The organism is Citrobacter sp. wls716 (assembly GCF_005280975.1).
In the GTDB taxonomy this organism is placed as follows: Bacteria; Pseudomonadota; Gammaproteobacteria; order Enterobacterales; family Enterobacteriaceae; genus Citrobacter; species Citrobacter youngae.
The window spans coordinates 38,196-52,556 of the sequence record NZ_SZWX01000018.1 but is presented as its reverse complement, the minus strand read 5'-3'; the positions used below and the strand labels follow the sequence as shown (position 1 = coordinate 52,556).

Genomic DNA, 14,361 nt, shown 5'->3' with positions numbered 1-14,361 from the left:
TTCTTGCATTTGTGTACAAATGTACACAACCTTGCTAATGTTGTCTTCTTCCCTCTTTTCTTTGGCTCGAATTCATGACTGGCATCTCATCACGCAAAGCCTTAAGACGTCGCACCTGGGCGCTGTTCACGTTCTTCTTTTTACCAGGATTATTAATGGCCTCCTGGGCAACGCGTACCCCTGCCATCAGAGATATTCTCTCCATCTCTACCGCCGAAATGGGTGCGGTGCTGTTTGGACTCTCAATTGGTTCGATGAGTGGCATTCTTTGTTCGGCCTGGCTGGTGAAACGATTTGGCACACGCAACGTCATCCGCGCCACCATGTCATGCGCGGTTCTGGGAATGACAATTCTCAGCCTCGCATTATGGTTGCATTCCGCCTGGCTGTTTGCGTTTGGTCTGTGCGTGTTTGGCGCCAGTTTTGGCGCGGCAGAAGTGGCTATCAACGTCGAAGGTGCAGCGGTTGAGCGTGAAATGAACAAAACTGTTCTGCCGATGATGCATGGTTTCTACAGCCTTGGAACGCTGGCTGGCGCAGGTGTTGGCATGGTACTTACCGCCGTCAGCGTCCCCGCGACAGCACATATTCTGCTGGCGGCGATGGTGGCTATTACCCCTATTTTTATCGCTATTAAGGCTATCCCCGACGGCACAGGTAAGAATGCTACTGACGGTTCGCACGCCGTTGAAAAAGGGTTGCCATTCTATCGCGATATGCAGTTGCTGCTGATTGGCGTCGTGGTGCTCGCAATGGCATTTGCCGAAGGTTCCGCCAACGACTGGCTTCCATTACTGATGGTTGATGGACATGGATTTAGCCCGACATCCGGATCGCTGATTTATGCCGGCTTTACGCTCGGTATGACCGTCGGGCGCTTCACCGGTGGCTGGTTCATCGACCGCTACAGCCGTGTGGCAGTAGTACGCGCCAGTGCACTGATGGGCGCGCTCGGTATCAGCCTGATCATTTTTGTCGACAGCTCATGGGTGGCAGGTGTCTCGGTGATCCTTTGGGGGCTAGGGGCTTCTCTCGGCTTCCCGCTGACCATTTCAGCCGCCAGCGATACCGGCCCTGATGCGCCAACCCGCGTGAGCGTTGTTGCGACTACTGGCTATCTGGCATTCCTGGTCGGTCCGCCGCTGCTGGGCTATTTGGGTGAACACTATGGCCTGCGCAGCGCCATGTTGGTTGTGCTGGCGCTGGTGCTTGTCGCAGCCATCGTAGCGAAGGCTGTGGCTAAACCGGATGTCAAAAATACCACTGTGATGGAGAACGGCTAATGGGTATCAAGTTAATTGCAGTAGACATGGACGGTACGTTTTTAAGTGACCAAAAGACCTATAACCGCGAGCGGTTTATGGCGCAGTACCGTCAAATGAAAGCACAAGGGATCCGCTTTGTAGTCGCCAGCGGCAATCAGTATTACCAGTTGATCTCTTTTTTTCCCGAACTGGCCAATGAAATCTCATTTGTGGCGGAAAACGGTGGCTGGGTGGTCAGCGAAGGGGAAGATATTTTTAACGGTGAACTGGCAAAAGACGATTTCCAGACCATCGTAGAATATCTGCTGACCCGTGCAGACGTTGATATTATCGCCTGTGGTAAAAACAGCGCCTACACCCTGAAGCAGTACAGCGATGAGCATAAATCCATCTCTGCCATGTATTATCACCGTCTTGAATTTGTCGATAACTTCGACAATATCAACGATGTATTCTTCAAATTTGGCCTGAATATCTCCGACGATCGCATTCCCCAGGTGCAGGCCGATCTTCATGAGGCGATTGGCGACATTATGGTACCGGTGCATACCGGATACGGCAGTATCGATTTAATTATTCCGGGTGTTCATAAAGCCAACGGCCTACGCCTGCTGCAACAACGCTGGAATATTACCAACGATGAGGTTGTCGTGTTTGGCGATGGCGGAAATGATATCGAGATGCTGCGCCAGGCAGGATTTAGTTTTGCAATGGCCAACGCCCATGAGCCGGTTATCCAGGCGGCGAAATATCGCGCGGGTTCGAATAACGAAGAGGGCGTGCTGGATATTATCGACCGCGTGTTAAACAATGAAGCACCGTTTACACATTAACGCCTCAGCACAGACGGCAACAAAATGATGGCATGATCTATTCATAATCCGCCTCAAATTAACCCACTGGATTATTACTTCCAGTGAATATTTCAGGTGAGCAGATTATGAAGAAAAGTGTACTGATGGCAACAGTGTTGCTGGGATTTGCAGGAACAGCATTTGCACAGAATGTTACCGTTGATGTGCCAAGCGGATACAAAGTAGTGGTTGTTCCTTCTTCCGTCAATGTTCCGCAGGCGGTCAGTGTCGCTACTGCCCCGCAAACGGTTTATGTTGCTCCGGCAGCCACTCCAGCCCCTGTTTACCGCGCACATCCGTATGCGCGTCATGTTGCCAGCGTAGGTGAAGGGATGGTCATTGAGCATCAGATTGATGACCATCACTAATGATTGCAAAGCCCGGAAACCGGGCTTTAACCTTCCCGGGAATTCCCTACCCGCTTATCTTTCAGAAAGATAACCATCAGAATCAGCCACAGCACACCGCTGGCCAGATTAAACAGACTGAACAAGCCGTTGCCTCCCAGCAGATAAGCATGTTTACTCAGCTCAATACCAACGGTAAATATCAGCATTTGCAGCATACCCATTGCTGCTGAAACTGTCCCTTTGCTCATTTCACTGGCAAACAGCGTCAGGCGCACCAACCCGGCATTCGCCACGCCAATGCCAAATGCATAAAGACTTAAACCTGCCGTCATCCACAGATACGCATGAGAAGAAACAACCGTGGCCGCGGCGGCAATGATCAATCCCACGGAGATTGGCCAGCCCCCCATGATGATCAGCGAGCGCACCGTGCGGCGGGATGTCAGACGCGCCAGCACCAGGTTACCTGCAATCAGTGCACCAAAAATCGGCACCTGCAGCAGGCCATATTCGTAGCTGCTGAGATGTTCGCCACTGATAATAATGATCGGGGACTGCGCAATCCACGCCAGCAATGGCAGACTGACAAAGCCCAATGCCAGTGCGCCTGCGACAAAACGCACATTCTTTAGCACCAGCTTATAATCTTTGCCCAACTCTTTGATAGAAAGCTTCTCGCCCAGACGGGTAGCCGTTTCCGGCATCGCGCGCTGCAGGCCAAAAAAGGCAATTGCAGCCAGCGCGGCAAACAGGACAAACATGCCTTCCCACGGAAGGACATGTACCCAGGCGGCCCCAACCAACGGCCCCAAAAGCGGTGCAATCAATGCTACGTTTGCCATTAGCGCAGTGATTTTAATGCACACCGCTTCTTCAAAGGACTCCTGAATTGCGGCGTAACCTACCGCGCCAATAAAGCACAGGCTAATCCCCTGTAAAAAACGCAGGAAAGTAAATTGCTCAATATTTTGTGCAAACAGCGTTGCGAGGCAGGTCACAATGAACCAAACCACCCCGGTTAACATCACCGGACGACGACCAACACGGTCCGACAGCGGCCCTAACAACCACTGTAAAAACATGCCGCCTGCCAGATAAGCGGTCATGGACGTTGGAACCCAATCTAAACCGGCCTGATATTGCTCCACCACCGCCAACATTCCGGGTTGGATCATATCGTTACCGATATATGTAGAGAATTCGTAAAGCACCAGACAGAGAGGGAAAAGTAATGCCTGACGCCCCAAGCGGGCGCCTGAAGATAAACGGTTCTGCATGCAATCTCTTAACAAATGAAAAAACGCGCAAAGTGTAATAAATGCGCCTTACTGGTGATAGTGAATTATGTGATTTGAAAGCAAAATGCGCACATTTTTACACTCAATTACACGATAGCTTTTTGTTTTAAGGTTAATTTAAGTTGAGACCGCTATCATGCTCAATAAGCCTCATTAATTGTCTTAAAAAGAGTCAGTTAACAGACAAATAGGACAAGACCGCTTTTTATCGCCTGAAAGCAATTTTATGATCCCCAATATGGGCCTTTTTAACGATTACATTGAGTCTGGATGTTATGCTGGAAAATCTGAACAACTCGCTTTTTTACCTGATCAACGCCACGCCGGACTCTGCGCAATGGACGATCTCGCTCGCCATTTTTATTGCCAAAGATCTGATTAGCATCGTACCGCTACTGGCGATCATTCTCTGGCTTTGGGGGCCGCAAAACCGCGTGACCATCCAGCGCCAGTTGGTCATAAAAATGGCGATTGCGCTGGCAGTCGGCTTGACCATTTCATGGATCATGGGACATTTATTCCCTCACGACCGGCCATTCGTCAATCATATCGGCTACAACTTCCTGCACCATGCTGCAGATGACTCCTTCCCGAGCGACCACGGTACGGTTATCTTTACCTTCGCGTTGGCCTTCCTGTTCTGGCACCGCCTGTGGTCCGGAGCACTGTTGATGGTCGTCGCCGTGGCGATTGCCTGGTCGCGTGTTTACCTCGGCGTACACTGGCCGCTGGATATGCTGGGGGGGTTACTGGCAGGTCTGATCGGCTGCCTGAGCGCCCAGATGATCTGGCAACGATTCGGCACAACCCTGTACCACGGTTTGCAGACCTGCTATCGCACCTGTTTTGCCCTGCCTATTCGTAAAGGCTGGGTACGTGACTAACCCACGGTAAAGAGAGTAGTATTAAGCGCGAAACTGAGCACGTATTCTACTCTCCAGGGGAACTATGGAAACTCGACGCGACGAGCGTATTGGTCAATTACTGCAGGCGCTAAAACGCAGCGATAAATTACACCTTAAAGAAGCCGCGACACTGCTGGGTGTATCAGAAATGACCATTCGTCGCGATCTGAATAATAACACGGCCCCGGTCGTACTGCTTGGGGGCTATATTGTTCTGGAACCCCGTAGCGCCAGCCACTATTTAATCAGCGATCAAAAATCCCGCCTGGTTGATGAAAAACGCCGGGCTGCGCAACAGGCAGCCAGCCTCGTCCAGGCGCATCAGACCGTTTTCTTCGACTGCGGAACAACAACGCCGTGGATCATTGAAGCGATCGATAATGAATTACCGTTCACCGCAATCTGCTATTCACTGAATACGTTTCTGGTGTTACAGGAGAAACCACAGTGCCGCGTCATTTTATGTGGCGGCGAATTCCATGCCAGTAATGCTATTTTCAAGCCACTCGATTTCCAGGAAACCCTGAATAACGTCTGCCCGGATATCGCTTTTTATTCCGCAGCCGGCGTGCATATCGATAAAGGCGCAACCTGTTTTAACCTTGAGGAATTACCGGTTAAACACTGGGCGATGTCGATGGCGCAGTACCATGTTCTGGTGGTCGATCACAGCAAGTTTGGGAAAGTGCGTCCCGCGAGGATGGGCGAATTAAAACGCTTTGATACCATCATCAGCGATAACCGCCCGGATGATGCGTTTGTCGAGTATGCCAAAGCGCAGCATATCAAATTGATGTACTAAATTTGTGCCGGATGACGGTGCTTTCATATCGTCATCCGGCATCAGCGATTAAGAGAACCAGCCACCAAACCACTGGTGGAATTTCATCATAACGAAGTCCCACATCCGGCTAAAGAATCCCCCCTCGTCCACCGCTTCCATCACCATCAACGGACGCTGTTCAATAGATTTTCCGTTCAACTGGAAGTCGATTGTCCCCACAACCTGGCCCTTCTTCAGTGGCGCGGTCAGTTGTGGCTCTGTCAGGGTAAAGCTCGCCTTCAGGTTTTTCAGCTGACCGCGCGGAATGGTCACAGACCCACCTTCCCCAGCGCCCAGATTGACTTCACTCTTATCTCCAAACCAGACTCGTTGGGTAACAAAGGTGGCGTCCGGTTTAATCGGCGTAACGGTTTCAAAGAAGCGGAAACCCCATGTCAGCAACTTTTCGGATTCATTAAAGCGAATACGATCGGTTTTTGCCCCCAGCACCACGGAGATCAAACGCATATCGCCCTGTGTCGCGGATGCAACCAGGTTATAACCGGCTCCCGCCGTGGTGCCCGTTTTCATACCATCCACATTCAGGTTGGTACTCCACAGCAGGCGGTTACGGTTAGGCTGGCGAATTTTATTAAAGGTAAACTCTTTCTCTTTATGGATGGCGTACTCTTCCGGCACATCGTGGATTAACGCTTTACCCAACAATGCCATATCACGCGCGGTACTGAACTGCCCTGCTGCATCCAGACCATGTACTGTCTGGAAAGTCGTGTTGGTCAATCCCAGTTTTTGCGCATAGCCGTTCATCAAACCGATAAACGATTCCTGGCTGCCGGCAACATAATCAGCGAGCGCAATACAGGCGTCATTACCAGACTGAATGATCACGCCTTTGTTCAGATCGGACACCGCAACCTGATCGCCAGGCTTGAGGAACATCACCGAAGAGCCGCGCAGGGCCGGATTCCCGGTCGCCCAGGCATCTTTCCCGACGGTAACCATGTCATTCAGATTAATTTTCCCGGCTTTTAGCGCCTGACCGACCACATAGCTGGTCATAATCTTGGTCAGACTGGCGGGATCCAGTTTCTCATCGGCATTACCTTCCGCCAGCACTTTGCCGCTGGCGTAATCCATTAAGATCCACGCACGTGCGTCAACGCTCGGCGGGGCCGTTGGTTGTTCCGCCGCCTGTACGGTCGGCGCCAAAAGGATTAAGAGTGCTGAACCTGCAGCAAGGCTGCGTAGGGAAGAGAAGTATTGCGTCATAAATGCCACCCGAGTATCCATTCCAAAAAACCACGTCATACCACACCGTGTTTACACAAAACCGGCCAAGTTGCCTCAGCCAACCATACAGAAAAGTTCTGATGGATGACGTGTAAAATAAGTGCGGTGAGTAATAACGCACTAACGAGCTTAAAGAAACCGTAAGTTGGTAAAGTTTTTAAAGTTTATGCAATAACGCCGCGCTGCGCTGCTCTCATCACGATTTTTTTGCGCCTTGTTGCGTAAATATTAGGTTTACCCCACCATGTGAGCGAGTCAGATAGAGAATGCAGCTATAAAGCTGCTCAATTAATTTGCGGGGTTACTATGATTACACTGTGGGGTCGCAATAATTCGACCAACGTAAAAAAAGTATTGTGGACACTCGAAGAACTGGAACTGCCGTATAGCCAAATTCTGGCTGGGGGACAGCATGGCGTAAATCATGACGCAGACTATCTGGCGATGAACCCTAACGGACTGGTTCCACTGCTACGCGATGACGAAACAGACGTATTGCTGTGGGAATCCAATACCATTGTCCGCTACCTGGCGGCCCAGTACGGGCAAAAACGACTGTGGGTTGACGCTCCGGCGAAACGTGCCGAGGGTGAAAAATGGATGGACTGGGCTAACCAGACGCTGAGCCCTGCACATCGGGTTATCTTATTTGGTCTGGTCAGAACCCCTGCCGATCAACGCGATCAGGCAGCCATCGAGGCCGGTGCGAAGGTCTGCGATAACCTGTTTGCCACTCTCGACAACGCGCTGGCCGACCGGGCGTGGTTTTCTGGCGCTGAATTTGGCACTGCGGACATCGCCGTCGCACCGTTCATCTATAACCTGTTTAATGTCGGCCTGAGCTGGACGCCGCGCCCTCACCTGGAACGTTGGTATCAACAGCTCACCGAGCGCCCGGCATTCCAGAAAGTCGTGATGATCCCGGTCAGCTAATCCTGTCAGGGACTCACTTTCAGCAATTCCCCGTCGGACTCGTCGGTTAATACATACAAATAACCGTCTGGTCCGACGCGCACATCGCGGATTCGCTGCCCTCTGTCATGCAAAATACGTCCGTCTTCCGTCACTGTATTACCTTTCACGCTTAACACAATCACCCCCTGTTCTTTCAGCGCACCAATAAACAGTTTGTGTCTCCACTGTGGGAACGTATCGTGATTATAAAAGGCCATCCCACTGACAGCAGGTGATTTTTCCCAGTAAAAGATAGGCTGCTCGGTGCCCGCCACAATTGAGCCTTTTGCTTCGGGGATGTTGAAACCACTGTAGTTAACACCCCATGTCGCGATTGGCCATCCATAGTTTTTACCTTTCCCGGGGATATTGATCTCATCTCCGCCACGCGGGCCATGCTCATTGAGCCACAACGCATCGCTCCAGGGATTCATCGCCATCCCCTGCGGATTGCGGATGCCATACGACCATATTTCAGCCCGCGCGCCAGTCTGGTTCACAAACGGGTTATCCGGTGGAATTTTGCCCTCGTCTGTTAGTCGAACCACTTTGCCCTGTAATTTGTCCAGTTCCTGAGCGGTTATGCGCTGGTTATTCTCGCCAAGGCCTATAAACAAATAACCTTTGCCATCAAATACCATACGCCCGCCAAAATGATTCCCGGTTGATAACTTAGGCATTTGGCGGAACACCGTCCGGAAGCCCTGCAGGTGTTTACGATCGTCACTTAACAGCCCGTAGCCTACTGCTGTTCCGGCTTTCCCTTCACTGTCAGCTTCCGCGAAGCTTAGCCACACCCGCCGGGATTGGGCAAAATCCGGTGCCAACGCCACATCAAGCAGTCCCCCCTGACCATTCGCCCAGACTTTGGGTACGCCGGTCAGCGGGTCGGAAAGCCCCTTATCGGGTTGCCAGAGCCTAAGTTGCCCTCCTCTGAGCGTAATCAGCATACTGCGATTATCGGGTAAAAAGGCCAGCGACCACGGGTGGTCGAGTTTGGTTTGCAGGATCTCCACCTTGACGGCAGCGGCATAGGGGGAAAGCAACGCCAGTGAGGCAACACAGAGAAAGAGTCGACGCATAGCACCTCCTTAATGGCTCTGCTTAAAGCGTAGCCAGCAAGGGGAATTATCCCGCCACTTTTACATAATCTTAACGAAAAGGGGGAGCGCCCTCCCCCTGGTTCAGATGTGTTCCAGCGTTGAATAAGCTTGCAAACTCTGGATACTCAGCGTCAGCGTTGTCAGGCAGTTTTCCAGTTTCTCTGCATTAACGGCAATAAAGTTCGGACAATCATGATGTCCACTCATCAGACAAACAGCGGTGGCGGCTAACGCCCCTTCAGCACGACGAAGGGCATTCCACTCTTCCTGATCAAGATGCATACCGTGGAGCTGTGATTGATCGTGCAATTCGCGATTCAGTTCAAAAAAGTTATCACGCAGACGATCGCTCTCGCTGACTGACATATAGCCTTTCGCTTTTCTCAACTGCAGATAAGCGGCAAGTTCGATACGGGCGTTTATCAATTTGTTGAGAAGATCGGTTCTCAGTCTGTCAACAACCATACCTTGTTCCTCCTCTTTCCAACTATGGTGCAACTTAATAGTATGGTTATTTTTTGAACAAAGTCGTGTCCAGGATCAATCCATCACTTAAAATTAACATAATTTACAAATAATCTTTAATTCCGCGCCCGGCAGGCCGCTGATGATTTGAGATTGCGATACAATTTTTGTTCAGAACTCTGTAGAATCCCTGCCCTGAATATTCCAATAACTGAACACTTTTTACGCTATGAGCAATGTAACCCACCAGCCGAAAATCGGCTTTGTCTCCCTCGGCTGCCCGAAAAACCTTGTCGATTCTGAGCGCATCCTGACCGAACTTCGTACCGAAGGCTATGATGTCGTACCAAGCTACGACGACGCGGATATGGTCATCGTTAACACCTGCGGCTTTATCGACAGCGCAGTTCAGGAGTCACTGGAAGCCATTGGTGAAGCGCTGAACGAAAACGGCAAGGTGATCGTCACTGGCTGTCTGGGCGCGAAAGTCGATCAGATCCGTGAGGTCCACCCGAAGGTACTGGAAATTACCGGACCGCACAGCTACGAACAGGTTCTGGAGCACGTTCACCACTATGTTCCCAAACCAAAGCATAATCCTTTCCTGAGCCTGGTTCCTGAACAGGGCGTCAAGCTAACGCCGCGCCATTATGCCTATCTGAAGATTTCTGAAGGCTGTAACCACCGCTGTACGTTCTGCATTATTCCGTCGATGCGTGGCGATCTGGTGAGCCGTCCGATTGGCGATGTTCTCAGCGAGGCTAAACGTCTGGTCGATGCGGGCGTGAAAGAGATTCTGGTGATCTCCCAGGATACTTCTGCTTACGGTGTGGATGTGAAGCATCGTACCGGTTTCCATAACGGCGAGCCCGTTAAAACCAGCATGGTTGACCTGTGCGAACAGTTGTCAAAACTGGGGATCTGGACCCGTCTGCATTACGTCTACCCGTACCCGCACGTTGATGATGTGATCCCGCTGATGGCGGAAGGGAAAGTCCTGCCTTATCTGGACATCCCGTTACAGCATGCAAGCCCGCGAATTCTTAAACTGATGAAACGCCCAGGCTCTGTGGACCGACAGCTGGCACGTATTAAACAGTGGCGTGAAATCTGCCCTGAACTGACCCTGCGTTCAACGTTTATTGTTGGCTTCCCGGGCGAAACCGAAGAAGACTTCCAGATGCTGCTCGATTTCCTGAAAGAAGCGCGTCTGGACCGCGTCGGCTGCTTTAAATACAGCCCGGTAGAAGGTGCAGGAGCCAACGATCTGCCAGATCAAATCCCGGAAGAGGTAAAAGAAGAACGCTGGAACCGCTTTATGCAGCTGCAGCAGCAGATCTCTGCTGAACGTTTGCAGGAGAAAGTGGGCCGCGAAATTCTGGTCATCGTGGACGAAGTTGACGAAGAAGGCGCGATTGGTCGAAGTATGGCTGATGCCCCTGAAATCGACGGTGCGGTGTACCTGAATGGCGAAACCAACGTGAAGCCTGGCGATATCCTCCGCGTGAAAGTCGAAAACGCAGATGAATACGATCTGTGGGGCACTCGCGTTTAATAAGCGTAACTCAACCGTAGGCCGGATAAGGCGTTACGCCGCATCCGGCAACGCCTGATGACGACGCCAGCGCGTCTTATCAGGCCTTGTATTATCCTTTGATCTTCGGATCCAGCGCGTCGCGCAACCCATCCCCCAGCAGGTTAAACGCCAGCACGGTCAGGAATATCGCCACCGCCGGGAAAATCGCCACGTGCGGCGCGATCACCATATCAGCCCGCGCTTCATTGAGCATGGCCCCCCATTCTGGCGTCGGCGGCTGTGCCCCTAAACCGAGGAAGGACAGGCTCGCGGCAGAGATAATCGACGTGCCGATTCGCATGGTAAAAAAGACCACGATCGATGAAACCGTCCCCGGCAGGATATGGTTAAAAATGATGGTCGCGTCACTGGCACCAATGCTGCGTGCTGACTCAATAAATGTTTGTTGCTTGAGAACCAACGTATTGCCACGAACCAGTCGCGCAAAAGCCGGAATGGAAAACACCGCAACCGCAATAATCACGTTCGCAATGCCGCTGCCCAGCACGGCGACCACTGCTATTGCCAGCAAAATCCCTGGAAAGGCAAACAGCACATCACAGATACGCATAATCAGCCGATCCCACCAGCCTTCGTAATATCCAGCCAGCAGACCCAGTACCGTGCCAATCGCCGCGCCAATAAAGACGGCAAAGACCCCGGCCGCCAGAGAAATTTGTGCGCCAACCAGTACGCGGCTAAAAATATCCCGCCCAAGCGAGTCAACGCCAAACCAGTGCAGCATCGAGGGACCATCATTCAGTCGGTCATAATCGAAGTAGTTCTCGGCATCAAATGGCGTCAACCAGCGAGCAAAAATCGCCACCGCGATCAGGACCAGGACAAATACACCCGCAATCATCGCCATGCGCTGGCGGCGAAAACGACGCCAGAACTCATGCCACGGCGTGCGTATCTGCTCTGGCTTAACAAGGGGCATTGCATTCAAAATCGCCTGTCGGCGCCAGTTAAAAAATCGCATCCTTACTTGTACCTGATAGCCGGGTTAATGGCGGCGTAAAGCACATCCACCACTAAGTTGATAAGAATAAACTCCAGAGAAAACAACAGCACCTCGGCCTGGATCACCGGGTAGTCGCGCATTTCAACTGAGTCGACCAACAATCGCCCAAGACCAGGCCAGTTGAACACCTTCTCAACCACAATAGAACCGCCCAACAAAAAGCCAAACTGCAACCCCATCATGGTGACCACCGGGATCATCGCATTACGCAAGCCATGTTTTAATACCACCCAGGTTTCACTCACCCCTTTGGCCCGCGCGGTACGCATATAGTCTTCACTGAGCACATCGACGAACGATGCGCGAGTAAACCGGGCTAACACCGCGGCCACCGCCGCACCCAGCGTAATTGACGGAAGGATATAGTGCAGCCAGGTGTCAGCGCCAACGGTGGGCAACCAGCCAAGCTCAACGGAGAATATCTGCATGAGCAGCATGCCAAGCGCAAAGGCCGGGAAAGAGATCCCGGTTACTGCCAGCGTCATACTCAACCTGTCAGGCCAGCGGTTGCGCCAAACGGCGGCAATGATCCCCGCCGTCATACCAAACAAAACCGCCCACGCCATACTGGCGATCGTCAGCCATAGCGACGGCATAAAACGACTGGCTATCTCTTCTGAAACCGGACGACGAGAAACCATCGAGGTCCCGAAGTCACCTTGCAACACGTTGGTCATGTAATGCCAGAACTGAATATGCAGCGGCTGGTCCAGACCCAACTGCGTACGCACCAGTTCAATCACCTCGGCGTCGGCTTCCGGTCCGGCAATCAGCCGCGCCGGATCGCCGGGTAGCAGGTGAACAAATAAAAATACCAGCACCGCCACAATTAACAGCGTCGGAATCAACCCCAGCAGGCGTTTGAAAACATAGTTGAGCATCAGACTCCCTTCGCCGGCCCCGTCCATGCAGGGCCGAATGAATAGCTTATTTCAAATCCGCGTCATCAAAACTAAACCCGGTGTCGGGCATGATCCAGAATCCGGTCAAATTCGTACTGTGCGCCGAGATCAGTTTCTCCACCACCAGCGGGATCCACGGCGACTCTTTCCAGATGATATCCTGCGCGTCCTTGTACAGCTTCGCTTTCTGCGCCGGATCGTTGGTTTGCAAGGCCGCCGCTAAATCACTGTCCACCTGCTTATTGCTGTAGAACGCGGTATTAAACAAGGTTGGCGGCCAGTTCTGTGACGCAAACAGCGGCGACAACGCCCAGTCCGCTTCGCCTGTAGACGCCGACCAGCCGGTGTAGAACATCCGTACCCCGCTTTCTTTCTGCGCCTTACCCTCGACTTCCGCCGCCCGCTGCCCGGCATCCATCGCCGTCACCTGAGCCTTCACGCCCACCTGCGCCAGTTGCTGCTGGGTAAATTGCAGCACTTTCTGCGCGGTGCTGTGGTTATGGGATGACCACAGCGTGGTGGTAAAGCCGTTGGGATAACCCGCTTCTTTCAGCAATTGGCGTGCTTTTGCCGGATCGTAAGGCCACGGCGTGTAGCTTTGCGCATAGGCTATTGATGGCGGAAGAACGCCTGTTGCCGGCGTGGCGTAACCGGCAAAAGCCACTTTCACCAGCGCCTGACGGTTGATGGCATAATTCAACGCCTCGCGCACCTTCGGATTATCGAACGGTTTTTGCGTGACGTTCATGCTGATATAACGCTGCATAATAGACGGGCTGGCGACCAGTTCCAGGTTTTTATTCTTCGCCAGTAACGCCGCCTGCTCGTACGGAATAGGGAAAGCAAACTGCGCTTCCCCGGTTTGCAGCATTGCCGCACGCGTGTTGTTGTCCGTTACCGGACGCCAGGTAATCGTATCCAGCTTTGGCAACCCTTGCTGCCAGTAACCCGCGAACTTCTTAACCTTCACAAAATCCGTCTGATTCCAGGTATCAAGCTGATATGGCCCGGTGCCGACAGGATGGAAACCAATCTCCTTGCCATATTTCTCCAGCGCGGCGGGAGAAATCATCGCCGTAGCCGGATGCGCCAGAATATTGATAAAGGCAGAGAATGGCTGCTTCAGCGTAATCTTCACTGTAGCAGGATCAACCACCTCGGTTTTATCGATATTCTTATACAGGTTATAGCGTTTAAGGTGATTTTCCGGATTACTGGCGCGATCAAGGTTGGCTTTTACCGCAGCCGCATTGAAGTCAGTCCCATCCTGAAACTTCACGCCCTGTCGCAGTTTAACGGTGTACGTCAGGCCATCATCAGAAACGGTATAGCTTTCCGCCAACACATTTTTCAGCTTCATCTCTTTATCAAGGCCGAACAGCCCCTGATAAAACGACTTCGCTACCGCCTGCGACAACGTGTCGTTCGCGTCATAGGGGTCGAGCGTGGTGAAATTAGACCCTACAGCAACCACCACATCTTTGGCGGCCCAGCCAGGCGATGCGGCCAGCGCAGAGGCCACTCCCACAGCAACCAGCCATTTCCGAGCAACAATTTTTGTCATGTTATTCTCCTTAAACCCTGCCTGCCT

Annotated in this window: 14 protein-coding genes; 7 read left to right on the top strand and 7 right to left on the bottom strand. The window is 52.1% G+C overall.

Going from position 1 to position 14,361, the window contains the following annotated elements; all coding sequences use genetic code 11:
- The first annotated feature begins 74 nt into the window (after positions 1-74).
- The 3 genes from FDX24_RS02370 to FDX24_RS02360 all read left to right on the top strand — a co-directional run bounded on the left by FDX24_RS02370 (position 75) and on the right by FDX24_RS02360 (position 2,487).
- Positions 75-1,283 carry an MFS transporter gene (locus tag FDX24_RS02370; protein WP_048212164.1) on the top strand — a complete coding sequence of 403 codons (1,209 nt, stop codon included), beginning with the start codon at positions 75-77 and terminating at the stop codon, positions 1,281-1,283.
- Entirely contained in the window at positions 1,283-2,098 is an 816-nt protein-coding gene (locus FDX24_RS02365) for a Cof-type HAD-IIB family hydrolase (RefSeq protein WP_048212165.1), read from the top strand. The genes FDX24_RS02370 and FDX24_RS02365 overlap by 1 nt, the downstream gene beginning before the upstream one ends.
- Positions 2,099-2,205: 107 nt before the next feature.
- Entirely contained in the window at positions 2,206-2,487 is a 282-nt protein-coding gene (locus FDX24_RS02360; RefSeq protein ID WP_048212166.1) for a hypothetical protein, read from the top strand.
- Positions 2,488-2,513: 26 nt separating this feature from the next.
- Here the strand turns inward: FDX24_RS02360 and FDX24_RS02355 are convergent, their stop codons facing one another.
- Entirely contained in the window at positions 2,514-3,746 is a 1,233-nt protein-coding gene (locus FDX24_RS02355; protein WP_048212167.1) for an MFS transporter, read from the bottom strand.
- Between the two features lie 296 nt (positions 3,747-4,042).
- Between FDX24_RS02355 and ybjG the strand changes: the two genes are divergently transcribed.
- A complete protein-coding gene (gene ybjG / locus FDX24_RS02350) occupies positions 4,043-4,651 on the top strand; it encodes an undecaprenyl-diphosphate phosphatase (RefSeq protein WP_048212168.1) in 609 nt (202 codons plus the stop codon).
- 64 nt (positions 4,652-4,715) lie between these two features.
- Complete coding sequence (gene deoR, locus FDX24_RS02345) at positions 4,716-5,474, top strand: DNA-binding transcriptional repressor DeoR (protein ID WP_048212169.1); 759 nt, start codon at positions 4,716-4,718, stop codon at positions 5,472-5,474.
- Between the two features lie 48 nt (positions 5,475-5,522).
- On the opposite strand, the gene dacC is transcribed toward deoR, so the two are convergent.
- Positions 5,523-6,725: a serine-type D-Ala-D-Ala carboxypeptidase gene (gene dacC, locus FDX24_RS02340; protein ID WP_048212608.1), complete on the bottom strand. Its 1,203-nt coding sequence runs from the start codon at positions 6,723-6,725 to the stop codon at positions 5,523-5,525.
- A gap of 327 nt (positions 6,726-7,052) precedes the next feature.
- Here dacC and FDX24_RS02335 point away from each other — a divergent pair, with 327 nt between their 5' ends.
- Positions 7,053-7,679 carry a glutathione S-transferase family protein gene (locus FDX24_RS02335; RefSeq protein WP_137363766.1) on the top strand — a complete coding sequence of 209 codons (627 nt, stop codon included), beginning with the start codon at positions 7,053-7,055 and terminating at the stop codon, positions 7,677-7,679.
- Between the two features lie 5 nt (positions 7,680-7,684).
- Here the strand turns inward: FDX24_RS02335 and FDX24_RS02330 are convergent, their stop codons facing one another.
- Together FDX24_RS02330 and bssR are read right to left on the bottom strand one after the other, a co-directional pair.
- Positions 7,685-8,782, bottom strand: coding sequence for a PQQ-dependent sugar dehydrogenase (locus FDX24_RS02330; RefSeq protein ID WP_116361023.1), 1,098 nt, complete (start codon positions 8,780-8,782; stop codon positions 7,685-7,687).
- 102 nt (positions 8,783-8,884) lie between these two features.
- Positions 8,885-9,268, bottom strand: coding sequence for a biofilm formation regulator BssR (gene bssR / locus FDX24_RS02325; protein WP_048212172.1), 384 nt, complete (start codon positions 9,266-9,268; stop codon positions 8,885-8,887).
- A 229-nt stretch (positions 9,269-9,497) separates the two neighbouring features.
- Between bssR and rimO the strand changes: the two genes are divergently transcribed.
- Complete coding sequence (rimO, locus tag FDX24_RS02320) at positions 9,498-10,823, top strand: 30S ribosomal protein S12 methylthiotransferase RimO (RefSeq protein WP_137363765.1); 1,326 nt, start codon at positions 9,498-9,500, stop codon at positions 10,821-10,823.
- Positions 10,824-10,914: 91 nt separating this feature from the next.
- On the opposite strand, the gene gsiD is transcribed toward rimO, so the two are convergent.
- Genes gsiD through gsiB form a run of 3 tightly spaced genes read right to left on the bottom strand, consistent with a single transcriptional unit; the run spans position 10,915 to position 14,334 of the window.
- The gene (gsiD, locus tag FDX24_RS02315) at positions 10,915-11,826 is read right to left on the bottom strand and encodes a glutathione ABC transporter permease GsiD (RefSeq protein ID WP_048212174.1); all 912 of its coding nucleotides are present in this window, start codon (positions 11,824-11,826) and stop codon (positions 10,915-10,917) included.
- Positions 11,827-11,828: 2 nt separating this feature from the next.
- Positions 11,829-12,749, bottom strand: coding sequence for a glutathione ABC transporter permease GsiC (gsiC, locus tag FDX24_RS02310; RefSeq protein WP_048212175.1), 921 nt, complete (start codon positions 12,747-12,749; stop codon positions 11,829-11,831).
- A gap of 46 nt (positions 12,750-12,795) precedes the next feature.
- On the bottom strand, positions 12,796-14,334 hold the full coding sequence (gene gsiB / locus FDX24_RS02305; protein ID WP_048212176.1) for a glutathione ABC transporter substrate-binding protein GsiB: 1,539 nt from the start codon (positions 14,332-14,334) through the stop codon (positions 12,796-12,798).
- Positions 14,335-14,361 lie beyond the last annotated feature (27 nt).

Excerpts from the sequence above, each read along its gene's own strand:
- FDX24_RS02335 (WP_137363766.1), top strand. The coding sequence starts at position 7,053 with ATGATTACACTGTGGGGTCGCAATAATTCGACCAACGTAAAAAAAGTA.
- FDX24_RS02370 (WP_048212164.1), top strand. The coding sequence starts at position 75 with ATGACTGGCATCTCATCACGCAAAGCCTTAAGACGTCGCACCTGGGCG.
- gsiD (WP_048212174.1), bottom strand. The coding sequence starts at position 11,826 with ATGCGATTTTTTAACTGGCGCCGACAGGCGATTTTGAATGCAATGCCC.
- ybjG (WP_048212168.1), top strand. The coding sequence starts at position 4,043 with ATGCTGGAAAATCTGAACAACTCGCTTTTTTACCTGATCAACGCCACG.
- rimO (WP_137363765.1), top strand. The coding sequence starts at position 9,498 with ATGAGCAATGTAACCCACCAGCCGAAAATCGGCTTTGTCTCCCTCGGC.
- FDX24_RS02360 (WP_048212166.1), top strand. The coding sequence starts at position 2,206 with ATGAAGAAAAGTGTACTGATGGCAACAGTGTTGCTGGGATTTGCAGGA.
- FDX24_RS02330 (WP_116361023.1), bottom strand. The coding sequence starts at position 8,782 with ATGCGTCGACTCTTTCTCTGTGTTGCCTCACTGGCGTTGCTTTCCCCC.
- dacC (WP_048212608.1), bottom strand. The coding sequence starts at position 6,725 with ATGACGCAATACTTCTCTTCCCTACGCAGCCTTGCTGCAGGTTCAGCA.
- FDX24_RS02365 (WP_048212165.1), top strand. The coding sequence starts at position 1,283 with ATGGGTATCAAGTTAATTGCAGTAGACATGGACGGTACGTTTTTAAGT.
- deoR (WP_048212169.1), top strand. The coding sequence starts at position 4,716 with ATGGAAACTCGACGCGACGAGCGTATTGGTCAATTACTGCAGGCGCTA.
- gsiB (WP_048212176.1), bottom strand. The coding sequence starts at position 14,334 with ATGACAAAAATTGTTGCTCGGAAATGGCTGGTTGCTGTGGGAGTGGCC.
- bssR (WP_048212172.1), bottom strand. The coding sequence starts at position 9,268 with ATGGTTGTTGACAGACTGAGAACCGATCTTCTCAACAAATTGATAAAC.
- FDX24_RS02355 (WP_048212167.1), bottom strand. The coding sequence starts at position 3,746 with ATGCAGAACCGTTTATCTTCAGGCGCCCGCTTGGGGCGTCAGGCATTA.
- gsiC (WP_048212175.1), bottom strand. The coding sequence starts at position 12,749 with ATGCTCAACTATGTTTTCAAACGCCTGCTGGGGTTGATTCCGACGCTG.